Here is a 25,524-nt window from a genome sequence, read left to right as displayed (position 1 = left end):
TTACACAGTCGTCATGACACGCCCCACCGGGCCGGCCCGCCAGCGGCGTCCCGCACCCCGCGCACGACCCCGGCTCGTGCGCCAGGCGCACATCAGGATCGGCGACCATACGCAGCGTCGATCCGGGATGGCCGTTCTGCCCACCAGGGCGCCGGCCCGTCTTCGTCCGCAGCGACTTCGGAGGCGGCTTGGCCAGCCCGTCCGAACTCGGTGGCTTCGACGAGTTCCGCGAGGTCCTGGCGACCTGGGCCTCCAACTCGGCGATCCGCGCCCGGGCCTGTTCCAACTCAGCCCGCAACTGCGCGATCAGCGCCGCCTGCTCCACCACCAGCGCCGCGAGCTCGTCATACGACGGCACCGACGGCGCGGGCGGATCACCGGACACACCCGAACTCTNCGGGCCGATCAACCACACCGCGTCAACACTCCCGGGCCGGCGAGCCATCGAACAGCCCCAGCCCGCCGTAAGACCAAAACAAACGATCTACAAGACCTGACCAGTTACGATTCACCACGGGACCTCTTCGTCCCGCGATATACAGCGAACCAGCCGCTGAGATAGCCTGCAGATGTCACTACGAGTCCGCTGGCGACCGCCGCCGACTGCGACCAGGTTGCAGATCCTTGCAGACCACGCCAGAAGGCACGCGGAAGAGTCCGCCGCACGTAACTCCGCTCTGCCTGCAACGCCGATTCCTGCCCAACTCGCTGCGCGACTGCGGCCTTCGAAAGGCCCTCCGAGTAGCAGCGGCGGAAAAAATATCGGAGAGACGCTCGTTCCTCCGTGACACGATGCTCAACCACCGCCTCCGGGTTGTACAGCACGACTGCACCTACTATCGACGATCGCAGCCGAATATAGAATTCGGTCTCCTCACACCCCAGCGGCACAGAGCCGATTCTTCCAAGCCCATCCGTGAAGCCACCCACCCGGCCGAAAACGTCGCGACGAACGGACATGGCGGCACCGATGGGGTTTCGGATCTCCGCGAGCGAAAGAGGGAGCCCTGTGTAACTGCATCCCACCACCCAGTCGAACTCGGCCGGAAACCAAAGAGGACGATGAGAGGACCAACGGGGAACTACTGCTCCCCCGACGCCCTGGACCTCAGAACGCGAGTACGGGCTAACCAGGTGCTCAAGCCAGTCCTCTCGAGCCCGGGCGTCGTCATCGAGGAACGCGACGATGTCACCAGTCGCCGCGTCAGCGCCTGTGTTGCGCGCCCCAGAGAGACCTCGGGCCCCTCGATTCGGGATAACCCGGATACCGCTGAACTCGCCCCTCGCATGATCGAGCAGAGAGTCGTTGTGATCGATCACAAGGATCGTCTCGAAAGCCGGAAGCGTCTGTGCGAACACGCTCCCGACCGCGACAGTAATGTCACTCCAGCGTCTCTCTGTATACGCACAAATCACCACTGAGACCCGGAGCGGGCGCGCCTCGCCTTCGAGCTCAGCACCAACCGTATCGCCAAGGTCCTCAAACGAACCTGCGTTGCTACCAGACGCCACTCGAACACCAGCTCTCACGGTTGAACCCCTTGTCAGCAGCCGCGCAGGAAGCCCAGCCCTCAGGCGGCCAGCGCCGCTCGATTCCGCCATCGGTACGAAAGCCATCTCGACCAAACAGCCAGATCGGCCGAAAAAGTCCTGAGATCGCCATATCCACGTCACCGAGCTCGACGCGATAGAACTCGAGGCGGCCATATCGTTCCACGCGACGCTTCTGCTCCTCGGCCCGTAGGTCCCTCTCCCACCACAGCGCCATACAGCTCAGCAAGCGCCTCGGCACAAGTATCCCAAGTAGGAAGGGCGACGCTTGCCCCTTTACCGCGGCTATCCATGGCTGCGAGAATCGCGTTAGCAACCTCCTCAGGGCGTGCCTGAGGCGGCAGCCCGACAACGAGGCCGTCAGCAACCAGGTCCCCGATACCTGCTTTATTAACGCCAACAACCGGGACACCCAGTGCTAATGCTTCCATGACACCTACGGGATGTGCCTCATAGTCCGACATGGCCGCGACGACCATTGCTGATGTAAGCTCCGCTGCCATAGCCTCACGCTGGTCTGGTGGAATTGAGACAATCGTAACCGCCTCAGCGACCCCCAGCTCGGCGGCCAGATCACGCAGTTCTCTCTCCCATGGCCCCGCACCTAGAATACGAAGGTGCGCGTCCGGCATGCGACGTCGCGCGAGGGCTAGCGCCTCGATAACCCTGTGATGGCCCTTATAGCGCTCGAGCCGTCCACTAGAGATAATCCTGCCGGGCGTCGGCACGACACATCTTGAAACCGATGGCAGACCGCCACCGTTTGAAATAACCGTAAATCTCTCCGCTTCGATCTTTGTCAGGCTCTGGAAAAGATCGGCCTCAAAGTTACTCACGGCGACCAGACGACGAGCTCCCCTGAGGAGGGGCGTCAAGGCTTTCCACTGACTGGACCGGATCGATGTCCTTACGGCGGAGGAGTGGCCGCCGGTGTGGAAGGTTACAACATAAGGCAGCCCGGACGCATAGGCCGCGAGCATTCCTACCGCAGGGACAGCAGTGTGTATTCCCTGGAAGTGAACCAGGTCCCACCCCCCATTGCGGATCACACTAGCAACACCTGGCGCGAAGTACACATCCGAGTTCTCCGGCCACGCCCTACGGCGCAACACCGTGAAACCATCAGCGGCCTCGTGACGGGACCGCCGCCCAGTCCGATCCGTCGCTAGAACAGTAAGACTAAAGTCATCTCTCTGGCCGAGACGCCGTGACACCTCGTGCACATGTACCTCTGTGCCCCCAAGATCGGGCAGATACCGTGCAGCGACTTGAAGGATCTTGATAGGACGCGCTCCACGGCCACTCATCGACTCTCCGTATCCGTATTGCCTCGATGGCCGGCCATTTGAACCCCACCACATCCTTCACTCACGCATGTTGATTTGATACTGCTCGAGAAGTTGACGCTGCGGATATGGCATGCTCAGAGGGGCCTACTCCCGCCCAAGCCTGCCCCAGACCGCCGCCGCGCTCCGTACCGTACGGCAGATCCGCCTCTCGCTCCAGAGAGCTGGCGACGCCTTCCTCGACGATTCATTTTCCGACATAGCCTTCAAAGAGGAAGTCTTCGACCTGTTCGACCACGCTGTCGATGGTGAACTTCTCCGCGCGAAGTTCAGCGCTTCGACCCAGCCGGTCGCGGAATGACTCGTTCTCAATCAGCAGAAACAATGCCTCAGAAAGCGCGGACACGTCACCCGGGTTGACCAGCAGGCCACTACGTCTATCTTCGAGCGTTTCGGNCAGTCCCCCAATGTTAGATGCCACCACAGCTTTACCAAAGGTCATAGCCTCCACCGCGACCTGTCCGAATGGCTCCGGCCAAACTGACGGGACAACACCGAACAGGCATTCACGCCACGAGGCCAGCACATCAGCATGGAGCACATTCTCGAACGCATAGACGCCCTCTGGCCATACCTTTGGCGTGTCCGAGCGGCGCGTACCGAGCAGGACCAGTGCTGGCCGCCCGTCTCTTGGCAGCCTTTCATACGCCGCGAGAAGAGTCGAGATTCCTTTCATTTGTGTCATGGCACCGACAAATAGAATGAAATCCTTCTCCGGAAGAAAACTTGGCCGCGGGCACGCCATTCCGATATTGAGCAGATCTCGATCGACAAACGTCGGTAGGACGCGGATCTCCCGGCATCCAAGGAGTGACCTGGTTGGCGCAGCAATAGATTCGGACACCGCCGCGATCCCTTGGAGACGAGAGACGAGTGCCCGCCTCGAGGCGAGTAGCCCGGCCGCCACCGCAGTCCCCTTGGCCTGACCATAGTGCTCACTTCCGCAACCAAGCATCTCCCTGCTACTGCCATGTGAACACGGCACACCGCTTGCTCGGTTATGGCTACGGGCAGGACAGGTTAGCCCATAGTCGTGAAGAATGAGCGATGCGGGAGGGTCGCCAGCTCGACGGGACGCAAGATAGCTGAAGATCATCCAGTTGTGACCGTAAAGGATGTCCGGTCGCTCACGCTCGACAATCGTCCGCAGTGCNCGTGAAACGCCAGGATCGGGAAAGGAGGGATGGTGCGGACGGCCCTCCTCCTGTACGCCTGGAAGGCGGGTCGACCAGCCCTCACCTATCCGGTATACGACCTCGCCGAATGCCCCAACTGTCCGGTCCGAGATACCGCCCAATCGCATCGTCGCCACCGCCGAGTGATGGCCGCGGGAAGCGAACTCCCGAGCGAGGATGGCGACATGTCGCTCAGTCCCTCCGATCAGCGGCGGATAGAGATCGGCGACCTGCAGGATTCGTAGAGATTTCTTCACCGGGACGACCCACTGTATCTCTTGGAATTTACGCCAGCCGGGAGCGGGCCGTAACCTTTCATATAACTGTTCCTCCTATGACGTCCAGCCGACACCTGCCTTCCCAGGACCAATAGGCATCCACCGCAGATCGCACCTATAAGCTGTGCCGAGCCCCATCCGGCCGCAACCGCGCCAATACCTAGAGAGGGAGCGAGAAACCATCCCAAAATCACAGACAAGGCTAAGATAAGAACATTCACCAATGCGGCCTGAGGAAGGAGTCCATATAGCCGGAGTGCGCTGACAAGAACATTAGCCAATGTGTCAGGCAACGCACACAGCGCGAGAACAGCAAGGCATAGACGGGCGTGTCCGGCATAATCCGGACCGAACCAATGTAGTATCTGGCCACCGCCGATGACAAGAACAAGTACCGGAAGCGGAATTGCGGCAAAACTAAGCCGCGTGGCGAGCCTTAGGCGCTTCGCGACCGCGTCACGCTCTCGGAAGCCTTCTGCCAAGACCGCTTGTGCGATCGCCGGAGACAGCATGAAGGCAAGCGAGCCCACCAGCCATGCGATACTGAAATAAGCAGACATGGCAGGACCACTCCGGATGGTGATGACGATGGCCAGAAGGTACTGTGGGGCTGCTGCGGCAACGCCTGCGACATGATTCCATCCGAAGGCACCTCCGATTGATCGGATGATCCCTCGGACGTGTTCTAGATCCAGTCTCCCTGGCTTGCCAATGGACAGCATCCAGGCGGCCACACCGATTGAGGAGAATCCACTGACCGAAGTCGCCCCGAGTATTGCGTAGGTCGCATTCGTCTGCACGTCAGCTACCGCCAAGAGGATGATCACAGCGAGCTTTGCAGACGACTGAATGGCGTTGCGTGCCATCATTACATTCCGCTGTCCGAGGCCAATCGCACACGCATCCACTATCATTCCGCAGCTCTGCGAGCTCGCGAATCCAAGAAACGCGAGAAGCACGAACGGTGAGCCGAGATTGCTGAATGCATCCGACACATGAATCACGCAGACTACGAAAATCATGGATGTCACTACAGAGAAGATCAACGCGAGCCCGATGGACAACCAGAATAGAGCTGGTATTTCCTCACGCCTACTACTTGGAATCTGCTGCAGAAGCGTTGGCACAAGGCCTTGGGAAGCAAGAAGTGACGCCGCTCCACCCAGCGAGAGCAGAGCGTTTGCAGAGCCCAAGGCTGAGGCTTCCCAAACGTGCGATGAAACAGTCCAGAAGATGAAGCCGAGTAGACTGGTCGTGATCAAAGTCAGCACAATAGTAAGAGATGAAAGGACCACCGGATCAGTCGCTAGCCGTCGCACTCGGGCCCAGATTGCAGCAAGGTTCCGTGAGACTCCGGGGACGCTTCCGGAGGTATCCAGCTGTGCTTTCCCGCGCGGCTTCAGAGGCTGGGTGATCGGACCGTCGTTACCCGGTGAATACATCACTGAGTTGTGCCTTGGCCGCCGACGCTAGACCCATTCGCCCGCGCCTCGGAACTCAGTGCTTTTTGAGGCAGCAGCTGAAATATTCGTACCTGGTCGTTGGCGTATACGCTCACCGCCCATGGCGAGCTCTCGAGATTGTATAGGTAGACGCCGGGCACCCGGCCACTTCGAAGTATTTCTTGGGGTTCGTATGGACTGTATATATATCCCCGCAGGGGAGATGTCTGGTACATCCGGAGGTCGACGAGTAGATAGTCAATCTTTTCTGCCTCGAGCCTCCTCAGTGCCGAGTCTGCTATTCTGTATGGGGACGCTGTCAACTGCCACGTCGGAAAGTCGTCCACGTACATCGCTCTGGATCTGGCGGTCACGAGGACAGCTAGATCGGGATCTGCCAGAAATCCCGTCCCAGGAGACGCATGTAGCGACATCCACTTAGCCGCGTCCACGCTGGCCGACGCAGTCAGATCCGCGCCGCTACCAAAGGCCTGGTGCCCCGGAAAGCGGACTGCAGGGTTTACCTCGTTGGCAGTATTGCCTATCAGAAGAACGACCAGGATGGCCATGCCGACGCTGCTTCCGAGTGCTCGACGAGGCGCTCGAAGTCCTTCTGCTACGTGGATCAGAGTCTGTAGCCCATAGGCGAGCGGAAGTGAGAGAGCCGTGTATAGGAACGGCCAAAGGCGATGAGCCCAAGTCGCGCCAGCCGCGCTGAAGAGTAGCGTGAGCGAGAATAGGTAGATGCAGCCTGAGATTACTGAGATAATAATCAGCGCGCGGGAAGTTCGTCTTTTTCTAACGAGGCGGACTACTCCCACGGCGACGAGAGCGACGACCAAGAGTGGTACCAGCTCGCCCGCCAGGCGCTCGTAGCCAGGCAGTGTGCTGCCCTCATAGAGTTGACGCCCGCCCTTACTCCGGCCGGGTGCGAAGATCTGGCCAATACTGTCAGAAACAAAGTTGCTTGATGGGCGAAGATAGTGATTCAGGATTGCCCGATGGCGGGTGAGCCAGTAGATGTTGATGCCGACACCGAAGATGGCGCTCTGTAGCGCGGGAGAAGACCAAAGCTTCGGGTTCCTGATAGAGAATTCAGAGGACCATGAACGAGCCAGTATAAAGCTACATAGGAAAGCAGTGAGAATAATGCTGGTAATATGGTGGGTGACTGCGACCAGGGCGGAAAGCAGACACGCAGTAGCCAGCCAGAGTCGTGAAGGCAATACCGTCAGTTGAATCGTCAGGATGATCGACCAGAGTGCAGCCGGGAGCGCTAGACTTTCGTACGAAACCTGAGTCGTGAAGAAAGTGAAGCCTGGCGATACTGCATACACTGCTGCGGCCAAGATCGCATCCCTGCGGCTCCCCATGAGGCGGAAAGCCAGGGTATAGACGCCGAGGAGGAGCGATACGTGGGCAATCGCAATGCCAACCAGGCCGACTGGCCAGATAGGGATCTTGGTGATCTCGGAGACAGCAGCCAGAGTGGCGTCGAGCCCCGGGTAGAACTTCATGATGGGCACGACGCTGTTATTCACAAATAGGGCATGAGAGTCAGCAATGTGCCCCGCTTGGCCAGTGTGTAGCACCTCGTCATACAGCGCTGGCGCTCGCCATTCACGAAGGGTCCTCGGCAGATAGGTCACCAACGCCAAGCCTGCCACGGCCAGAAGAATGGCGCGCGGCCCAGAGTTCCGACGCCAGCCATAAATAAAAAAAGCGGAGAAAGCGAGAATCATTCCAGCCCAGTAGAGGCCGAATTGTTTCGCTGGTTGGCGCTCCGGGGTCTGATGGTATGCCAAGAAAAGTGCCAGGATTCCAATCAGGGCAGCAACCATGGCGGCAACGATCGCGGCTTTCGAGCTTCGACTCCGCGACTCGTGTCTCCGCCGCACCGACAGAGCCACAGTTGGAGAATCGTCGTCCCTCGGCTTCGACGTCGCAACTTCCCCTTGGCGCTCTGAGTCCGGGAATTCTAGTTCTTGGCTAATATTCAGCTCACCTTCGAGCATGAGTACGCCCTGACCAGGGCCATCCCGTGAAGGCTTGGCTATTCACTGACTCGCACCCAATCAACTTCGAATACACCCTCACCCGCTTTAATCTCCGAGAGCGTGTGCGGAGACACTCCATAGAAAGGTTCGCTGTAGTGATTCACGCTGGCGGGATAGCTTCCCCCTAAGGCAAGGTTAAGGATAATGTACTTGGGTCGCGAAAAAACCCACGCATCCCTGGCCTCCAAATCTTGCCGAGAGACGTGCAAGTAGGATTTTCCGTCTACGGAGAACGTAATACCATTCTGTTGTACCGATGTCCCGTATGTATGCCACGCCGTTACGTCGTCGGCGGCTGAAAAGTAGTGACGCTTGATAAATGGCGTCCTCTTTCCGAGGCCAGGGCCGTGCACGGCAGCACTTATCCAAGTCGGATCACCGATATTTTCCATCAAATCGAGCTCTCCAACGTCGGGCCACTTCAACCCGTCAGACTCAACCCCTTCCAGCCAGATGGCCGGCCAGAATCCCAAGCCGGCGGGCAATCGTGCACGGACTTCTAGCAGTCCGTATTGAAAGGAGAAACGATCTTCCGTTGAGAGAAATCCAGATGATATTCGGTAGGAGTCGCCGGCGCGAACCACGGGAGCAGCGTGGTAACGAGATGTAATGCTGAGATGTCCGTCCTTGACTGCGATCGTTTGGGGTTCCGCAAGATAGGCCTGAGCCTCCCCATTGGTTCGTGCTCGATCCAAACCTGTGATACTTGCCTTCCACCTTCGTGGATCGAACGTCTCCCCGATAAAGTCGTCGTCGAAGAGAAGACTTGCCGAGCTGCCCTTCATCTGTCCAAGCCGTCGCGGACTTCCAGTCTCAGACGGATTGGACGCTCCTCGATCCTCGGCAGGTTTCGAGGGGGCAGTACATGCGCATAGGAGGAGGACGGTCAGAAGTGCTGTTATCCCTTCTCGGTGCGCTCTCCTTTCCGAGCGACGTCGCCTCTTCAGTGAAACGCCCTTCTCTTTACCTGCACCTGGCAAGGCTGCTCATAGTGAGCCGGGTGCCGCAGCTAAGAAGATCACCTAGATCGCCCGGAAATTGATGGCTGTAATGCATGCCAGTTAGCCCGAGAATGCCTTTAGGGATATAGATTCCACCAGCCGTCTCAAAGGCGAGGGTGGTCTCCTTAGAAGCACTTGGGTCGGGTTAAATTGATGCTTCAGCTCTACCTGCGGCAGGACTCCGCTGATGTGGTGGAGGGGTTATCTGGTGGCCGAGAAGCGGATGTGAACGCGGCTGCGCGATAAGCCTTTTCCTACCTGGACGGCGAGCCTCACCAAAAATGGTTCTCAGGACTCGCGCTCCGTCAGAGAAGGCGTTTAGATTGCTGACTCCGTGGATTCGGCCATGCTCATAGCTAGGCACCTCAACAATTCTGAGTCCGGCAAGCGCCACTCGCATGTTGATGAGTGTCTCGACTTCGAAACCATCACCCCAGTGCTTCACGGTACCGCGCGGGCCTGGATCAAGTTCCAGAGCCGGCAAGCAGTGTCTCCAAAAGGCGTTGTAGCCATAGCAGAGATCGGTAAAGCGGCTCCCGATAAGTACATTCACGAGAAAATTGAGCGCGCTGTTTCCGATACGGCGGAACCTTGTGATATCGCTACTACCGCCGCCTGCGCAGAATCTCGAGCCTTTTGCATAGTCAGCGCCCAAGAGCAGCGCGGAGACGAATGAGTCAATCTCGCCCGGATCGGCTGAGCCGTCTGCGTCGAGCATGACAATAATATCGCCGGAAGAAGCCGAGAATCCGCACGCCAGCGCGTTCCCCTTGCCCTTACGGGTTTGTTTAACAATTACGGCATCTGGACGAAGTGAGAGGGCCGCTTCAATTGTCCCATCAGTGGAACGTCCATCGACGATTACGATCTCCGCGTCAGCCGGCAGTACCGCAAGAACGTGGCGGATATTGCGCGCTTCGTTTAGCGTGGGAATTACAATGCTGAGACTAGGAATATCGTTTTTGATGTGCAAAGTTCCCCCGCAAGGCGTCTTTATTTCGGGAAATTGGAAGGAGTATAAATGCAGGCGACGCAAAAATTGCAGACTAGATTTGCGCGTTTATTCGCTTACATTTCTCCGACGAGATAAAGGCGCCAATTAGCGAGAACATTAAATACCCCCATTTTAGGTTCCGAGGAAAGGGTACCACCTTCGGGGAGCACTCGGGCGAGAGTGTCCCCGAATGGCAGTGAAAGTTGCCTCATAGATGAGGCTCCGTTGTTCCAAAATTGCTGCGCAGGTTGGCGCATGTGCCGCGATTGCCGCGGCACCCTCAGACCGGCTGGCATCTGTGCTTACCTCGCGCGGGGGAGCACAGGCGGAAGGTTGCTCCTCCTAGCAGCAGCGCACTCGGACCTGCCCTAGGTCTTCAGATCTTGACGACCGACATGATCAGCGCAGCAGTTTTGTCCCTCCGGTCAGGAGGGCACGCACACGGGCAACAGGGTCCACTAAAGGACAGTGGGTGCTACTTGCCGCACACCGAGTGAAATTCATATTGGTTTTTGTGGTGGTTTCGCTGCGGCCTTGGCTTGGCGTTCAACTTGTCTGCCTCTCAGACCGTGCGGCCGTCTACCCGCCTCTGATCTTGCCGACGTGCTGGTGGATGCGTGTTGTCGGTTGGCGTGACCTGCGGGACGGCCGGGGCCGGGTCTGAGTCGGCCAGTCCGGGCGGGTCGTTCCCAGAGGCGTCGTAGGTCGATGACCGGGGGGCGGACGAGGCGCAGCTGAGTGTGGACGGCCAGGACAAAGCAGGTCCAGCGGACCGCGGCGGCCGGGTCGCGCAGCCGTGGGGCGGTCCAGCCGATGGTCTGCTTGAGCGGCCGGAGGGAGTACTCAAGGCCGAATCGGCGCAGGAACGCCTGCTGCCAGCAGTCCACCTTCGCCGCGGTAGCGCCGGTGGTCGAGCACTACTGCCACAGCGACTTCGGGTTCCGCTGGCCGCGCAGATGGTCGATGATTAGACGAATCAGTGTGCTGCCCAAGGTTAGGCAGAACAGCCGATCCGGGCTGGTCGCCGCGTCCAGGTTCAGCCACAGGTTGACGTCTACCTCGAGCACGAGGCAGCCTTCAGCCCCGCGCGGCAACGACAGCCCAGCCAGCGCCCTGCGCGGCCGGGTCCGCCTCGATGCCGCCGTGCTGACGCGTCGTAGAGGGCGTGCAGCGCCCGCGACGGTGCTCCGCCGCCAGCGCCTGGCCGACCAGGCTGCACACCGGGCCGTCCGCGCACAGTAACGCGTCGATCAGCTCGAACAGCACGTCACCCCGACAGGTCAGGCAGCCGTAAAACGTCCGGCGCACGCTGCGACCGGCTGTCCTCCTACGGTCTGCGTCGATCACGGTGTCTTTGGCGAGAAACCACGATCGGTAGAAGGTCGTCCTACGTCAGGCTGACACGCCGGACCACGTCAGGCCACCTCTAATTATCGCGCAACGTGATAATTAGAGGTTAGACGACACGCTAAGAAGGGTCGCGAAAGCAGATCGAGCGGCGGATATCGATTAGTAAGCGCCTTCGCGGCGGAGGACGGCGAAGACGGTGCGCCACAGGATGTAGAAGTCGAGTGGCAGGGACCAGTTCTGGACGTAGCGCAGGTCGAGGCGAACCGACTCGTCCCATTCGAGATCGGATCGGCCGGAGATCTGCCACAGGCCGGTCAGGCCCGGTTTGACCATGAGGCGGCGGTGAACTTCGTCCTCGTACTGAGCGACCTCGGCGGGCAGCGGCGGGCGCGGGCCGACGAGGGACATCGTGCCATTGGCGATGTTGAACAACTGAGGGAGCTCGTCCAGCGACCACTTGCGCAGGAACTTGCCGACCTTCGTGATCCGGGGGTCGTCGCGCATCTTGAACAGCAGGCCCTCGGCGCGTTCGTTCTGCGCCGCCAGCTCCGCCTTGCGCGCCTCCGCGTCGACGTACATCGAGCGGAACTTGAACATGGTGAACGGCCGGCCGTCGCACCCGACCCGGGTCTGGCGGAAGATCGCCGGGCCGGGGCTGGTGAGGCGGACCGCGAGCGCCAGCGCCACGAACAGCGGCGAGGACAGCAGCAGCACGCCGATGGCCACGCTGCGGTCGAACAGGCCCTTCACGGCCCGCCGCGCGCCGGTCAGCTCCGGTTCCTCGATGTGCAGCAGCGGCAGGCCCGCCACCGGGCGGATCGAGATCCGCGGGCCGGTCACGTCCGTCAGCGCCGAGGAGACCAGCACGTCGACGTCGCTGCCCTCCAGCATCCACAGCACCCGGCGCAGCGTCTCGCCGTCCATCTGCGGGCTGATCGCCACGGTGGTCGCATGGGTCGCCCGGATGGCGGTGTGCAGGCTCTCGGACGTGCCGACGATGGGCACACCCAGCAGGTCGAAGCCGCCGCGGTCGGCGTAGTCGTGGCTGTGGCGACCGGGCGAGCGGTCCAGCACGACGCCGACGACCGACCAGCCCGCGGTGGGGTCGCGCCGCGCGAGCCGGACGAGCGACGCCGCCGAGTCGCCGGCGCCGACCACGAGCACCCGGTGCAGGCCGCGGCCGCCGCGGCGCATGCGGTGCAGGTAGCCGCGGGCGGCGCAGCGGCCGAGCACCGTCAGCAGGAGCGCGGCGGGGAAGGCGATCAGGACGTACGCGCGGGCCAGCTCGGCCTTGGTCGCATACGACAGCACGGCCACGAGCGCGGTCAGGTGCGCGGCGGTGTTGAGGACCCGGCGGAACTCCTCCGACCCTCCGCCGAGGAAACGACTCTCGTAGGCGCGGCCCAGGAACATCGCCAGCACCCAGACGACGGGCAGCACGACCGACATCACCAGGTAGGGCTTCGCCGACACGGGCTTCAGGTCGAACTCGACCACACCGCCGAACCGCACGAGGTAGGCCACGCCGGCGGCGATCACGCAGGCCGCCGCGTCCGAACCCATCAGTAACCAGCCCAGCCTGCGCTCCCAGGGCACCCTGGCCCGGTAGCCCTCGAAGCCGTCGGCACGGTCCTCGGGATCGAGCGGGACGCCGCTGCCGGCGCCGGCCTCCCCACGGGCACCGCGGCCGCCGGCGGCCCCGGGCCAGCCGGCGGCGTCACTCTCCGTAGTGATCCCGAGCCCGCCGAAAACGTAGCTCTCCCCCGCGGCCCCGGCCCCGCCGAGGGCATCCCCTTCCGCCGTTTCCACCCCGCCGAGCGCGCCGCGCTGCGCGCGCGGCCGCTGTACCGGGATCGCCTGCTCCGTCATGGGCAGGGCAGGCCGCGCCCCGACCTCAGCCACCTGTTTGAGACGCGTCGGAAGCGACCTCCGGTCGATGTTGGTCAGCGTGCGTTCGTCGTAGGCCTGGTCGCTTTTGTCCGATTCATCGCCATTGGGTCCGGTCTTCGGGTCGCCCCCCGACCCGATCCTGGCATCGCTGAAGACAGTGTCCGTCACCTGGCTGACCCCCCATGGTCACGACCCTCGTTGGCCGACGACGACGGAAAGGGGCTCGCAACACCGACAGCCCTGGTCACGGCGCATGACGCTGCATCCCGGTCACCGGCCGAGCCCCCCTGGCCCGCCGCATCACCGGCCCTGCGGACCCCCCGTCCGGCCGGCACTGTACGTGCGCACCCAACTCTAACGTCCTAGCATCGTCAGTTCTATGCCGGCATCGCGTGATGGCTCGTGTGCGTGACATAAATCGCTACTCGACCGATTCGCGCCAAATTCTTGCCGGATGCGCTGCTCCCCGTTGGGCGCATGCCGGACGGATCGTGAGTCGATCCACCTTCGAAACATGTCATAAACGGGCAAACAACCCAGACGCGGGCAACGATTCTAGTGACGCGCGGTGATGGCCTGTCGCGGCCAGGCGATCAGGCGGTCAGGTAGTCAGACGGTCAGGTAGCGGCGCAGCAGCCGCTCGCCCTCGTCGATCGCGGCGAGCTCCACGTACTCGTCGCGGGTGTGGGCGAGGTTGGGATCGCCCGGGCCGTAGTTCAGCGCGGGGATGCCGAGCTCGGCGAAGCGGGCGACGTCCGTCCAGCCGTACTTCGCCACCGGGACTCGGCCGGTGGCGGCGACGAACGCCGCGGCGGCGGGCGCCGCGAGCCCGGGCGGCGCGCCGGCCGCCAGGTCGGTCAGCTCCAGGTCATAGCCGTCGAAGACCCCCCGGACGTGGGCGAACGCCTCCTCGGGCGTGCGGTCCGGCGCGAAGCGGAAGTTCACCGTCACCCGGCACAGGTCGGGGATCACGTTGCCGGCCACGCCGCCGTCGATGCGGACCGCGGACAGCCCCTCGCGGTAGGTGCATCCGTCGAGCGTCACGATCCGAGCCCGGTAGCCGGCGAGCCGGCCCAGCACGCCCGCCGCCTTGTGGATGGCGTTGTCGCCGAGCCAGGAGCGGGCGGAGTGCGCCCGGGTGCCGGGCAGCGTGACGACGGTGCGCAGCGTGCCCTGGCAGCCGGCCTCCACCTCGCCGGAGGTGGGCTCCATGAGGATGGCGAGGTCCGCGTCCAGCCAGTCCCGGTGCCGCGCGGCGAGGCGGCGCAGCCCGTTGCGGTCGGCGGTGACCTCTTCGTTGTCGTAGCAGATCCAGGTGACGTCGTGGCGCAGCGCGCCCGCGTCGGTGATCGGCAGGGTGGCCGCCAGGCGCAGCGCGATCGCCACGCCCGCCTTCATGTCGGAGGTCCCGCAGCCGTAGAGCCGCCCGTCCACCACCCGCGCGGGCAGGTTGTCCGCCAGCGGGACGGTGTCCAGGTGCCCGGCGAGCAGGATCCGGGACGGCCGACCGAGGAAGGTCCGGGCCACGACCGCGTCGCCGTCGCGGTCGACCCGCAGCCCGTCGATCGCCGCGAGCGCCTTCTCCACCGCGTCCGCCAGCGCAGCCTCCCCGCCACTCACGGACGGCATGTCGACCAGCCGCCGGGTGAGCTCGCCGACCGGAACGGTGAGATCCAGATCCATGCCGTCGACCCTACGGCCCCCGCGAGTGCCGAGCCGCGACCCCGACGGGGCTGGTGGCGCGGCTCGACCCACGGGGACGGAGGTCAGCCGGTGGCGCGGCTCGACCCGAGGAAACGGGCTCAGCCGGTGGCGCGGCTCGACTCCGCGGGGACGGGGGTCAGCCGGCGACGCCGTGCTCGCGCAGGACGTCGTTCAGCGCCAGCTTGTCGTGGATCTCACCCTCGGCGAGGGTGCGCAGCACCAGGATGCACGGCATCGCGAACTCGCCGCCGGGGAACGACTTCAGCCGGCTGGAACCGACGGCGACCGCTCGCTCGGGGATCTCGCCGCGCGGGTATTCCTCGCCGGTGTTCGCGTCGAAGACGTGGGTGGACGCGGTCAGGATCGCCCCGGCGCCGAGCTTGGCGCCGCGGCGGACCCTCGCCCCGTCGACGACCATGCACCGGCTGCCGACGAAGGCGTCGTCCTCGATGACGACGGGGACCGCGTTCGGCGGTTCGAGCACGCCGCCGAGCCCGACGCCGCCCGAGAGATGCACGTTGCTGCCGACCTGGGCGCAGGACCCGACCGTCGCCCAGGTGTCGACCAGGGTGCCGGCGCCCACGTACCCGCCGATGTTCGTGTAGCTGGGCATGAGGATCGCGCCGGGCTGGACGTGCGCACCCCAGCGGACGATGGCCCCCGGCACCACCCGGACGCCGTCGAACCGGGTCTTCAGCGGCATCCGGTCGTGGTAGTGGAAGTCCCCGGCGGCCGACTCGGCCATCGGCAGAACCTTGAAGGACAGCAGGATCGCCCGCTTGGCCCGCTCGTCGACGACGACCGAGCCGTCTGCGGCGACGATCGCGACGCGGGCGATCCCGGCGTCGATGGCGTCGACGGCCGCGACCACGGTCTTGCGGGCGTCGGCGTCGTCGGGGGTCAGGTCCGCCCGGCGATCCCACAGCTCGTCGATGATGGGATCGATCGGGGAGTCGAAGCTCGTGTTGGGTGCGCTCACAGGCCCGACCTTACGAGGTCGGCGGCGGTAGCGGCCACGCCGTGGCTCCCGCCCGCCCCGGGGCCGCGGACCGTGAAGCCGCGCGTCGTGGGGCGTACGGGTTCCCGGCGGCGCTGGCTGCGGCCGGCCCGGGGGCCGGCCGCAGGGGTCAGCGGATGTCCGGCTCGCCGTTCCACGAGCCGCCGGCGGCGTGACGGCCGGCTTTGGAGGGCTGGCCGTGGCCGGTCGGCGGATCGTCGTGGCCGGCCGGCCGCTCGTAGTCCGCGGGATTCTCGTAGCCGCTCGTGGGGTCGTAGCCGCTCGCGGGGTCGTAGCCGGCCTGGCCGTCGCGCCGGGCCGGATCGTCGTGACCGCCCGACCGAGCGCCGTAGCCGGACTGCCGCGCGTGGCGCGGGGAGCGCTCGTAGCCGGGCTGGCCCTCGAAGGCGCGCTGACCCTCGAAGGCGCGCTGGCCCTCATAACCGCGCTGGCCCTCGAAGCCGGGCTGCCCCTCGTAGCCGGCTTGACCTTCGTAACCGGGCTGGCCCTCGAAGCCGGCCCGGCCCTCGTAGGCCGGCTGGCCCCGGAAGCCGGCCTGACCCTCGTAACCTGCCTGGCCCTCGTAACCGGTCTGGCCCTCGAAGCCGGTCCGGCCCTGACCGGTCTCGCCCTCGAAGCCGGTCCGGCCCTGAAAGGTGGGCTGGCCCTGGTAGGTCGGCTCGCCCTGGTAGGTCGGCTGTCCCTCGTAGCCGGGCTGGCCCTCGTAGCCGGGCTGGCCGTCATAGCCGGGCTGGCCCTCGCGGCCCGGCCGCGGCTCGTACGCGGGCCGGGTCTCGTAGCCCGCCGCGGACTCGTAGGGCACCCGCGCCGGCCCGGCCGGGTAGCCGGGGCCCGGGGCGGCGTAGCCACCCTGCTGGGCGCCGTACCCCGCCGGCGGCCCGGACTGCGGGTAGCCACCGCCCGCCGGCGGCCCGCCGGCCGGCCCGCTCGGATGCGATCCGGCGCCGCCCGCCACGACGGCCGGCGCCAGCATGGTCATCCGCTCGGGGACGGTCGCCACCTGGGAGTCCGGCGCGGTGAGGGCGACCCGGACATGGTGGCGGCCGCCCTCCCCGTAGAACGTCCCGGGCGCGACGAGCACGCCGACCCCGGCGAGGGCGTCGACCGTCGCCCACGCGTCCTCGCCACGGGTGGCCCACAGGTACAGGCCGGCCTCGCTGTGGTCGATGGTGAACCCGGCGACCGCGAGCGCCGCCGCCAGGACCGCCCGCCGGTTGGCGTAGCGGGCCCGCTGGTCGGCGACGTGGATGTCGTCGGCGTAGGCGGCGGCCATCGCCGCCGCCACCGGGGTCGGCATCATGAACCCGGCGTGCTTGCGGACCCCGATCAGCCCCTCGACGAGCTGCGGATCGCCGGTGACGAAGCCGGCCCGGTAGCCCGCGAGGTTGGACCGCTTCGACAGGGAGTGCACCGCGAGCAGGCCCTCGTGGGATCCGCCGCAGACGTCCGGGTGCAGCACGGAGACGGGCCGGGCCTCCCAGCCCAGTTCGATGTAGCACTCGTCGCTGGCGACGATGACGCCCCGCTCGCGGGCCCAGGCGACGACCGCTCGCATCTCGTCGACGGTCAGCACCCGCCCCGTCGGGTTCGCGGGCGAGTTCAGCCAGACGAGCGTCACCCCGTCCGCGGGGCCGACGACCGGCTCGCAGCGCGCGAGCAGGGCGCCGACCTCATAGGTCGGGTACGCCGGCGTCGGCACCCAGACCCGGTCCCCTGGTTCGAGACCGAGCTGCCCCGGGAGCTGGGCGACCAGCTCCTTGGTGCCGAGCACCGGCAGGACGGCACCCGGATCCACGAGGACGCCGAGGCGGCGGGCCAACCAGCCCGCCGCCGCCTCTCGAAGATCCGGGGTACCGACCGTCAGCGGATAGCCCGGAGCATCCGCGGCACCGGCCAGCGCCTGTTGCACGACGGCCGGGGTGGAGTCGACCGGAGTCCCGACCGAGAGGTCGACGAGCCCGTAGGGGTGCGTGCGGGCCTTCTCCTTGTAGGAGACGAGCTGGTCCCAGGGGAAGTCGGGCAGCCGCACGCGGGAACGGGCCGGTGACCGCAGGACTCCGGAGGTGTTGCCCGACCTCCCAGAGCCGCTCAGGACTCGCCCTGGGGGGCCAGCGCGGCGACCGCCGGCGGGTCGAAGTCCAGCGCGCCGACCTTCGAGGCGCCGCCCGGCGAACCGAGCTCCTCGAAGAAGTTGGCGTTGGTGTCCGTGTACCCCTTCCACTGATCGGGGACGTCGTCCTCGTAGTAGATCGCCTCTACGGGGCAGACCGGCTCACATGCTCCACAGTCGACGCACTCGTCGGGCTGGATGTAGAGCATCCGTCCGCCCTCGTAGATGCAGTCGACCGGGCACTCCTCGATACAGGCCCTGTCCTTGACATCGACGCAGGGCTCCGCGATGACGTAGGTCACCGGTTGTTCCTCCTCGGGCTCGCGGGCGACTGAGTCCTTAGTATCGACATGGACAGTTCCGTGTCGACAACAAGGGCGTGCGCTGGTGGTGTATGTCGTCCGCATCACTCAGGCCGACATCGGCGCGCGAGTCATGATCCGCAGGCGCATCCCGGGTCCGATACCTCTCAGTGACGTTCTCGGGACACTACGGTCATGGTCATCGCACGTGCTGACGGTCGAAACGGCGGAGGGCACGCACGTCCAGATTACCGAGGATGACGTGGTCGCGGCACGCGTCATACCCCCTAGACCCCCCGCGCGGCGATCACCCACCGATCCGGCCGCGCAGGTCACGACCGCGGCTGGTCCGCTCGACGCCAATGCGGACATACCGCCTCCGGGCACCATCGTCCGAACCCGGCCGGTCCGGCGAGCGACAATCCCAGCTATGACGGAACAGGACACCGACACAGGCGGGACGGAGCGCGGATGAGCACCCGCAGCCGCAGCCGGTTCGCCGAGGTCGTCCGGCGCGAGCCCGTCGACCTGGCCGTCGCCTGCCACCTGCTCGCCGCCGAGGCGGATCCGACCGCCGACGCCGTCGACGCCGCGGCCACCCTCGGGGCCCTGGATGCGCTCGCCCTGCGCGCCCGCCCGCTGCTCGCCGCCCGAGCCACCGCCACCCGGGGTTTCCCGCGGGTGGAGCGCGGCACGCCGCCGCCGGCCGGTGGCGCCGGCGGCGGGGGGCAGCCGGGGCCCGGCGTCGACCCCCCGGTCGGCCGTCTCGGGGAGCTGCGCCGCTTCGGCGCCCTTGATCCGCGGGCCGCCGCGGAGGCCCTGCACGAGGCGCTCGGTCTCGACGCCGGCTTCGCCGGTTCCGCGGACGACTACGACGATGTGCGCTCCTCGCTGCTGCCCGACGTGCTGCGCCGCCGCCGGGGGCTGCCGATCCTGCTCTCCGTCGTCTGGCTGGAGGTGGCCCAGCGGCTCGGGGTCGCCGCCTACCCGGTCGGCCTGCCGGGGCATGTCGTCGTCGCCGTCGGCTCGCCCGAGGACTTCGTGCTCGTCGACCCCTTCGCGGCCGGCCGGCTGCTGACCATCCACGACGCCGCGGCGAAGGTCCGCGCGGCGGGGGTCGCGTTCAACCGGGCGCACCTGGCCCCGATGAGCGCCGGGGACGTGTTGAGCCGCATCCTCGGCAACATCCGCATCCTCGCCGCCCGTTCGGACACGCCGCGGACCCGGCTGTGGGCCGTCGAGCTCTCGCTGCTGCTCCCCAGCCATCCGGCGAACCTGCGCCGCGAGCGCGGCGAGCTGCGCGTGCGGCTGGGCGACTTCCTCGGCGGCGCGACCGACCTGGCGACCTTCGCCGACACGGTGGCCGAGGTGGAGCCCGCGGCGGCGGCCGCCGCCCGCCAGGCCGCCGCGGCGGCCCGCGCCCGCCTCAACTAGATCCGCTGGATCCGCTAGATCCGCTTAGCGCCACCGTCCTGGGCGGGGACCGCCTCGCGGGACGGCGCCAGGTCGAGGTACTTCCCCTCGAAGAAGACGAGGGGGTCGGCGTCATCGCGAGGCTGCGCGAACGACACCACCTCGCCGACGACCAGGGTGTGATCCCCGCCGGCGTGCGTCGACACCGTCCGGCACTCGAAGACCGACAGGGCGCCGTCGAGCAGGACGACGCCGGTCTGCCCGCCGATCGTGTGCGGCCACTGGGCGAACATGTCGCCGGGCTGCTCGTACGCCCGCCGGGCGAAGAAGCGCGAGGCCTCGGTCATGTCGGCGGCGAGCACCGAGACGCCCCAGACCCCCGCGGCCAGCAGTGGGGCGTGGAACCGGGCGTCGCGGCGGATGCTGGCCAGCACCAGCAACGGGTCGAGGGAGACCGAGACGAACGAGTTCGCCGTCATGCCGAGATGGCGCCCCTCGGTGACGGTGGTGAGAACCGTCACACCCGTGGCGAACCTGCCGACCGCCCGGCGAAAGTCACCCGCATCCAGGGGCGCCCGGACGGCGGGTGGATCGCTGCGGATCTCCTGCGGCAGGCTGCCCACCCGGCTCACGCTACCGCCGCGGTCCCCCGCCGCGGTCCCGGATGCCGGAGCCGGTGACATCTTGCACAGTGGCCTGTCCCCCCGTCTGGGTGCCTCCCGCCATCGGGGCGCACCTCCCGTCGTCGCCGGGGCTCGCCGTCGCGGTCGGGAGCGGGCCGGCGCGGTCGGGAGCGGGCCGGCGCCGGTCAGCGCGGGGGCGGGAGCACGGTGAACCCGCGGCGCGCCCCGCCGAGGACCGCCACGACGATCGGGCTCAGTCCGCCGAGCAGCAGGAACGCGTACGCGGTGGCGCTGGACTGCAGCAGCAGGTCACCCTCGGGGCGGGAGGCGGCGAGCAGCAGCACCACCGGCATCCAGCCGATCAGCACCGTCGCCGGGCCCAGCCGGGTGCCGGTCAGCCAGCGCACCAGCAGCGCCGCCGCCCCGTTGCCCACCAACGCCAGCAGCAGGCCGACGGACAGCAGCGTGCCGCCCGGACGGGGGCCGTCGGGGACGAGGAAGACGCCGTAGAGGCCCAGCCCGACGCCGAGGACGATGCCCAGCGCATACGAGAAACCGAGGAAGACCCGACCCGGCTCCGGTTCGGCCGTCGACGCGGCGAACCCGGGCCGGCCGGCCGGCCCCGACTTCCCGCCCGGCTCCGACTTCCCGCCCGGCTCCGACTTCCCGCCCGGAGCCGCCGACCCGGACCCCACCGACCCGGACACCGCCGCCCCACCCGACGACCCTGCTGACGAGGCCACCGGGGAGCCCTCGGCGCCCGAGGAGCCCCTGGCACCCTTCCCCGCGGCTCGAGGGCGCGCCCCGCCGCCCCCCGGNCCGCCCCCGGACGAGGCGCCCTGGGCCGGCCCCGTCCCCGACCTTCGGGTTGACCCGGATGACTGAGACGACCGGGACGAAGGCGGCGTCCGACGGGGACCGGTACCGGGGCGGGGCATGTTCCGACAGTAGGACATGATGCGCGGGAACCGCCCGGCCAGTCCGACCGCCTCCCCCGCCGGGCGGCGGAGTGCGACGCCGGCCACGACCTCACCCCACCCGGCGTGCCCCACTCGGGCACCTGACGAGGGTCAGGTGGTGACGAGCTCCCGGGGGACGACGATGACGTCCACCATGGCGCCGCGCCGCCAGACCGTCAGCTCCACCGCGCGGCCGATCGTGGCCTCCGTCAGCAGCCGCTGAAGGTCAGCGGGGGTGACGATGGGAACCCTGTCCAGCGACAGCACGAGGTCCCCGGTGAACAGGCCCGCGCCGCCCGCCGGGCTGTCGACGACCACCTCGGCGAGACGGACGCCGTGGCTCTGGCGGGTGCGCTCCGCGACGGCCGGCGGCAGCGGGACCCGAACCCCGGCCACGCCAAGGTAGGCCCGGCGCACCCGCCCGTACCGCATGAGCGCGGCGAGGATCTTCCGGGTCGCCGCGTTGACGGGGACGGCGAGCCCCAGCCCCACCCCGGCGACGGCCGTGTTGATCCCGATCACCCGGGCGTCGGCCGTGCTGAGCGCGCCGCCCGAGTTGCCCGGGTTCAGCGCCGCGTCGGTCTGGATGACCTCGTCCACCACCCGCACCGCGGAGCCGGCGCGGGTCGGCAGCGACCGGCCGAGCGCGCTCACGACGCCGGCCGTCACGCTGCCGGTCAGCCCGAGCGGGTTGCCGACGGCGACGACGAGCTGGCCGACCCGAAGCCCGGCGGCGTCGCCGAGGACGGCGGCCCGCGGCGTCGCGCCACGGGCCCGCAGCACGGCGAGATCGGACAGCGGGTCGGCGCCGACGACGTCGAACTCGCGCTCGGTCCCGTCGGCGAACTGGGCGAGCCCGACCGGGGCGCCGCCCCCGCCGAGCAGCCCCTCGACGACGTGGGCCGAGGTGAGCAGGAAGCCGTCGTCGGTGAACACCACGGCCGATCCCGCCCCGGCCCCGCGCCGGGTCCGCACCCGCAGGCTGGCCACCGACGGGGTCAGCGCGGCGGCGACCTGGGTGACGATCGTCGAGTAGGCGTCCAACGGCTCATCCGGACGGTGGGGATATCCCTCGTTGCTGGCGTGCATCCGACCTCCCGGGCCCGCACCCGTGCGTGCACTGATTACAGCGTTACACCGCTGCACATGTGCACCAACGGCGGGCAGGCCGGCGGGATTCCCACGATGGTCAGAAGGTGACGCCGGCGAGCAGGTCCCGCTCGCGGCCGTCGGGCCCGTCGCCGGGGCCACGGGTGCCCGCGGCGAGCACGAAGTGCTCCACACCCCACGCCCGCTGGCCGATGCCGTCGGCGAGGGCGAAGAAGAAGCCGTCGACGGCCATCTGGGTCCGGTGCGCCCGCATCGCGGCGATCTTGGCGTCGAAGAACTCCGGCGCGGAGATCTCGGCGGTGATGTCGGCGTCGTCGACGAGCCTCATCGCCAGGTCGTCGACGGACTTCAGGCCGGCGAAGGGGTTGTTCCGGTCGGCGGAGTCGTGGAAGAGCTCGAACCCCGCGACGGCCCGCGAGCGGGGCATCGCCGTCTCGTAGCGCTTGGCGACCTGCCAGGGCTCGCCGGTGCCCGGGGCGAACGCCGGGTCGGCGGCGTCGGTGAAGGCCCGCACGGTGACCTGGTGGGCCCGGATGTGGTCGGGATGCCCGTAGCCGCCGTGGGAGTCGTAGCTGACCAGCACGTGCGGCCGGACGTCGCGGACGATCCGGACCAGCTCGGCCGTCGCCTCGTCCAGGTCGGCCCGCCACAGGCTGCGGGGATGGTCGTTCGGCGGGGTGCCGATCATGCCGCTGTCCCGCCAGCGGCCCGGACCGCCGAGGAAACGCTGGTCGGTGATGCCGAGCGCGGCGCAGGACCCGGCGAGCTCGCCGATCCGGTAGCCGCCGAGCTGATCGCCGCGATCCGCCCGCAGATTGATCAGCTCGGGCACCAGCACCTCGCCCTCCTCCCCCAACGTGCAGGTCACGAGGGTGACGGAGGTGTCCGGGGCCGCGGCGTAGGAGGCGAGCGCGATCCCCGTGGAGATCACCTCGTCGTCGGGATGGGCGTGGACGAACATCAGCCGGCGGGCGGCCGGCGGGGTGGACGGGGCCGACGGCGTGGTAGCAGATGTCACCATCCCGACCCTACGGCCCGTTGCGGCCACAGGCCCGTCCCGACGACCNCCCGCCAGGGTCAGCGGCGCCGCGAGCGCAGCTTCTCCCGCTCCCCGGCGGTGAGCGCCACCTTGCGGAGTCGGACGAAGCCCGGCGTCACCTCGACGCACTCGTCCTCGCGGCAGAACTCCAGCGCCTGCTCGAGGGTGAGCACCCGGTGCGGGGTGAGCCGGACCAGCTCGTCACCGGTGGACGAGCGCATGTTCGTCAGCTTCTTCTCCTTGGTCGGGTTGACGTCCATGTCGTCCGCCCGGGAGTTCTCGCCGCAGATCATGCCCTCGTAGACCTCGGTCGTCGGCCCGATGAACATCGTGCCGCGCTCCTGGAGGTTGAACAGCGCGTAGGCGGTGGCCACCCCGCTGCGGTCGGCGACCATCGAGCCGGTGGCCCGCGTCCGCAGCTCGCCGAACCAGGGCTCGTACCGGTCGAAGACGTGGTGCAGCAGGCCGGTGCCACGGGTCTCGGTGAGGAACTCGGTCCGGAAGCCGATCAGCCCGCGGGCGGGGACCAGGTACTCCAGCCGGATCCAGCCGGTGCCGTGGTTGACCATCTGCTCGACCCGGCCCTTGCGCAGCGCGAGGAGCTGGGTGAGCGTGCCGAGGAACTCCTCGGGCGCGTCGATGGTGAGGCGCTCCACCGGCTCGTGCACCTTGCCGTCGACGATCCGGGTGACCACCTGCGGCTTGCCGACGGTCAGCTCGAAGTCCTCGCGGCGCATCAGCTCGACGAGGACGGCGAGCTGGAGCTCACCGCGGCCCTGCACCTCCCACGTGTCGGGCCGCTCGGTCGGCAGCACGCGGATGGACACGTTGCCGACGAGCTCGGCGTCCAGGCGGTTCTTCACCAGCCGGGCGGTGAGCTTCTTGCCGGACCTGCCCGCCAGCGGCGAGGTGTTGATGCCGATCGTCATGCTGATCGACGGCTCGTCGACGGTGATCACCGGCAGCGGACGGGGGTCGTCCAGGTCGGCGAGGGTCTCACCGATGGTGATGTCCGGGATGCCGGCGATGGCGATGATGTCGCCCGGCCCGGCCTCCTCCGCCGGCACCCGCTCCAGCGCCTGGGTCATCAGCATCTCGCTGATCTTGACGCGCGTCTGAGTGCCGTCCGCGCGGCACAGGGTGGCCTGCTGGCCGCGCTTGATCGTGCCGTTGTGCACGCGGCACAGCGCCAGGCGGCCGAGGTAGGGCGACGCGTCGAGGTTGGTGACCAGCGCCTGCAGCGGCGCGTCCGGGTCGAACGACGGCGCCGGGACGGTCTCCAGCAGCAGGTCGAACAGCGGCTTGAGGTCCGGCGAGTCGGGGCTCGCGCCGTCGGCCGGGCGGGTCGTCGAGGCGCGGCCGGCCTTGGCGTTGCAGTAGATGATCGGGAAGTCGATCTGCTCCTCGTCCGCGTCGAGGTCGAGGAAGAGCTCGTAGGTCTCGTCGACGACCTCGGCGATCCGAGCGTCGGACCGGTCCACCTTGTTGATGACCAGCACCACCGGCAGCCGGGCCGCGAGCGCCTTGCGCAGCACGAAGCGGGTCTGCGGCAGCGGGCCCTCGCTCGCGTCCACCAGCAGCAGCACGCCGTCGACCATGGACAGGCCGCGCTCCACCTCGCCGCCGAAGTCGGCGTGGCCGGGGGTGTCGATGATGTTGATCGTCATGTCGCCGTGACGGACCGCGGTGTTCTTCGCGAGGATCGTGATGCCCTTCTCGCGCTCGAGATCCATCGAGTCCATCACGCGGTCGGTCAGTTCAGCGTGCTCGCCGAAGGCGCCGGACTGGCGCAGCATGGCATCGACGAGCGTGGTCTTGCCATGGTCGACGTGGGCGATGATGGCCACGTTACGAAGATCGGCACGAAGGGACACGGTGGGGCGCTCCGGGGCGGACGTGGGGCTCTCGACCCCGCAACAACGACAACGGCACCGTGCGAACGACGGTGCCGGCTGGAACCGGTGACGCGAACGCCGCAGCGGAACTCCGCCGCGCCGATCTGCGCCGAGGCACGCCGACGCGCCCGCCAGACGGGCACTGGCGACGTTCGTGCCACCGCCCATGGTACGGACACCTCGCCCCGGCGTGTCCGCCCCGCCACGGCCACCCCTGCCCGACACCCCCGCGCCGCCTCCCCGCACCCGCGCGGCCACCTCCCGGCG

Annotated in this window: 18 protein-coding genes and 4 pseudogenes; 1 reads left to right on the top strand and 21 read right to left on the bottom strand. The window is 67.1% G+C overall.

Features of this window, described 5'->3' with window-relative positions:
* The 16 genes and pseudogenes from UK82_RS03975 to fdxA all read right to left on the bottom strand — a co-directional run.
* Positions 1–385 (bottom strand): DUF6444 domain-containing protein (locus UK82_RS03975; RefSeq protein ID WP_236705480.1); only part of this gene is annotated, 385 nt, incomplete at its 3' end.
* Positions 386–501: 116 nt separating this feature from the next.
* Positions 502–1,602, bottom strand: a complete 1,101-nt coding sequence (locus UK82_RS30960) for a glycosyltransferase family 2 protein (protein WP_083507053.1) — start codon at positions 1,600–1,602, stop codon at positions 502–504.
* Between the two features lie 68 nt (positions 1,603–1,670).
* Positions 1,671–2,858 carry a glycosyltransferase family 4 protein gene (locus tag UK82_RS42290; RefSeq protein WP_396230443.1) on the bottom strand — a complete coding sequence of 396 codons (1,188 nt, stop codon included), beginning with the start codon at positions 2,856–2,858 and terminating at the stop codon, positions 1,671–1,673.
* 226 nt (positions 2,859–3,084) lie between these two features.
* Positions 3,085–3,293, bottom strand: a pseudogene (locus UK82_RS42285) (hypothetical protein); the annotation flags it as partial.
* Between the two features lies 1 nt (position 3,294).
* Positions 3,295–4,050: pseudogene (locus UK82_RS35500) on the bottom strand (glycosyltransferase); the annotation flags it as partial.
* 1 nt (position 4,051) lies between these two features.
* A pseudogene (locus UK82_RS42280) lies at positions 4,052–4,329 on the bottom strand (hypothetical protein); the annotation flags it as partial.
* A complete protein-coding gene (locus tag UK82_RS32385) occupies positions 4,326–5,612 on the bottom strand; it encodes a lipopolysaccharide biosynthesis protein (protein WP_152989794.1) in 1,287 nt (428 codons plus the stop codon). The gene UK82_RS32385 and the pseudogene UK82_RS42280, both read right to left, overlap by 4 nt.
* Positions 5,613–5,791: 179 nt before the next feature.
* On the bottom strand, positions 5,792–7,702 hold the full coding sequence (locus tag UK82_RS30945) for a glycosyltransferase family 39 protein (protein ID WP_161849087.1): 1,911 nt from the start codon (positions 7,700–7,702) through the stop codon (positions 5,792–5,794).
* Positions 7,703–7,845: 143 nt separating this feature from the next.
* The gene (locus tag UK82_RS30940) at positions 7,846–8,634 is read right to left on the bottom strand and encodes a family 16 glycosylhydrolase (protein ID WP_083507043.1); all 789 of its coding nucleotides are present in this window, start codon (positions 8,632–8,634) and stop codon (positions 7,846–7,848) included.
* A 361-nt stretch (positions 8,635–8,995) separates the two neighbouring features.
* A complete protein-coding gene (locus UK82_RS03965; RefSeq protein ID WP_063897435.1) occupies positions 8,996–9,823 on the bottom strand; it encodes a glycosyltransferase family 2 protein in 828 nt (275 codons plus the stop codon).
* 521 nt (positions 9,824–10,344) lie between these two features.
* A pseudogene (locus UK82_RS42275) lies at positions 10,345–11,191 on the bottom strand (transposase).
* Positions 11,192–11,353: 162 nt separating this feature from the next.
* Positions 11,354–13,096 carry a sugar transferase gene (locus tag UK82_RS03955; protein ID WP_313949781.1) on the bottom strand — a complete coding sequence of 581 codons (1,743 nt, stop codon included), beginning with the start codon at positions 13,094–13,096 and terminating at the stop codon, positions 11,354–11,356.
* A gap of 597 nt (positions 13,097–13,693) precedes the next feature.
* Entirely contained in the window at positions 13,694–14,767 is a 1,074-nt protein-coding gene (gene dapE, locus UK82_RS03950; protein ID WP_055406313.1) for a succinyl-diaminopimelate desuccinylase, read from the bottom strand.
* Between the two features lie 157 nt (positions 14,768–14,924).
* Positions 14,925–15,767: a 2,3,4,5-tetrahydropyridine-2,6-dicarboxylate N-succinyltransferase gene (locus UK82_RS03945; RefSeq protein WP_055406312.1), complete on the bottom strand. Its 843-nt coding sequence runs from the start codon at positions 15,765–15,767 to the stop codon at positions 14,925–14,927.
* A 148-nt stretch (positions 15,768–15,915) separates the two neighbouring features.
* The gene (dapC, locus tag UK82_RS03940) at positions 15,916–17,835 is read right to left on the bottom strand and encodes a succinyldiaminopimelate transaminase (RefSeq protein WP_055406311.1); all 1,920 of its coding nucleotides are present in this window, start codon (positions 17,833–17,835) and stop codon (positions 15,916–15,918) included.
* Between the two features lie 59 nt (positions 17,836–17,894).
* Entirely contained in the window at positions 17,895–18,218 is a 324-nt protein-coding gene (gene fdxA, locus UK82_RS03935) for a ferredoxin (RefSeq protein WP_009742053.1), read from the bottom strand.
* A gap of 471 nt (positions 18,219–18,689) precedes the next feature.
* Here fdxA and UK82_RS03930 point away from each other — a divergent pair, with 471 nt between their 5' ends.
* Positions 18,690–19,652 (top strand): transglutaminase-like domain-containing protein, encoded by a 963-nt coding sequence (locus UK82_RS03930; RefSeq protein WP_055406310.1) that lies wholly within the window; start codon positions 18,690–18,692, stop codon positions 19,650–19,652.
* A 14-nt stretch (positions 19,653–19,666) separates the two neighbouring features.
* Here UK82_RS03930 and UK82_RS03925 read toward each other — a convergent pair whose 3' ends face one another.
* The 5 genes from UK82_RS03925 to typA all read right to left on the bottom strand — a co-directional run bounded on the left by UK82_RS03925 (position 19,667) and on the right by typA (position 25,236).
* Positions 19,667–20,254 carry a flavin reductase family protein gene (locus UK82_RS03925; RefSeq protein WP_044883448.1) on the bottom strand — a complete coding sequence of 196 codons (588 nt, stop codon included), beginning with the start codon at positions 20,252–20,254 and terminating at the stop codon, positions 19,667–19,669.
* Positions 20,255–20,439: 185 nt separating this feature from the next.
* Complete coding sequence (locus tag UK82_RS03920) at positions 20,440–20,949, bottom strand: DUF6113 family protein (protein ID WP_055406362.1); 510 nt, start codon at positions 20,947–20,949, stop codon at positions 20,440–20,442.
* A gap of 375 nt (positions 20,950–21,324) precedes the next feature.
* Entirely contained in the window at positions 21,325–22,302 is a 978-nt protein-coding gene (locus UK82_RS03915) for a S1C family serine protease (RefSeq protein ID WP_055406309.1), read from the bottom strand.
* A gap of 100 nt (positions 22,303–22,402) precedes the next feature.
* The gene (gene mshB, locus UK82_RS03910; RefSeq protein WP_044883444.1) at positions 22,403–23,284 is read right to left on the bottom strand and encodes an N-acetyl-1-D-myo-inositol-2-amino-2-deoxy-alpha-D-glucopyranoside deacetylase; all 882 of its coding nucleotides are present in this window, start codon (positions 23,282–23,284) and stop codon (positions 22,403–22,405) included.
* A 116-nt stretch (positions 23,285–23,400) separates the two neighbouring features.
* Positions 23,401–25,236, bottom strand: coding sequence for a translational GTPase TypA (gene typA / locus UK82_RS03905; RefSeq protein WP_055406308.1), 1,836 nt, complete (start codon positions 25,234–25,236; stop codon positions 23,401–23,403).
* Positions 25,237–25,524 lie beyond the last annotated feature (288 nt).

The organism is Frankia sp. ACN1ag (genome assembly GCF_001414035.1).
In the GTDB taxonomy this organism is placed as follows: domain Bacteria; phylum Actinomycetota; class Actinomycetes; order Frankiales; family Frankiaceae; genus Frankia; species Frankia torreyi.
The sequence above is the reverse complement of the archived record's forward strand: the minus strand, read 5'-3'. Positions and strand labels throughout refer to the sequence as shown.